General features: G+C 71.8%; 1 protein-coding gene. It reads right to left on the bottom strand.

From position 1 onward, the window contains the following. Positions 1 to 82 precede the first annotated feature (82 nt). Positions 83 to 277, bottom strand: coding sequence for a hypothetical protein (locus tag F0Q45_RS26680; protein WP_373425109.1), 195 nt, complete (start codon positions 275 to 277; stop codon positions 83 to 85). Positions 278 to 490: the final 213 nt, after the last annotated feature.

Below are 490 nucleotides of genomic sequence, written 5' to 3'. Positions count from 1 at the left end.
CAGCTCCACCGTTACCCCAGTGCTGGTCCCTCCGGCCCCGCCGAGCCCACCGGCGCCCAACAGTCCGCCGGCCCCTCCGCTGTCACCGGTACCTCCGTTTCCGCTGAGGGCAGTGCTGGCTCCGCCGGCCCCACCTACTCCGGGCGTTACCCAACAGCCAACCGCCGGCCCCGCCGGCGCCGCCAGCGCCGCCAGCGCCCAATAATCCCGCCGCGCCGTCTGCCCCGCCGGACATACCCGGGGCGCCTGAACCGCCGGCACCGCCATCGCCGAGCAACCACCCGCCTGGGGCCCCGGCTTGTCGGTCTTGTCCCGCGTCCAGCCCGGGGGCGACCGAACTGGCCAACCGCGCTCCGCCTTTACCGCCGGCTTCGTCCTCCCCGTTGGGCGAGCCGAGCGAAACGTCCTGCGGCCGTCAGCTCGGGCGCTGCGGCCAGTACAATCGACGTTCATTTCGCATCACTGAATTGATTGCTGACGAAGAGGTTGG

The organism is Mycobacterium simiae (genome assembly GCF_008370645.1).
GTDB lineage: Bacteria > Actinomycetota > Actinomycetes > Mycobacteriales > Mycobacteriaceae > Mycobacterium > Mycobacterium simiae_A.
This window is presented reverse-complemented; position numbering and strand designations above follow the sequence as displayed.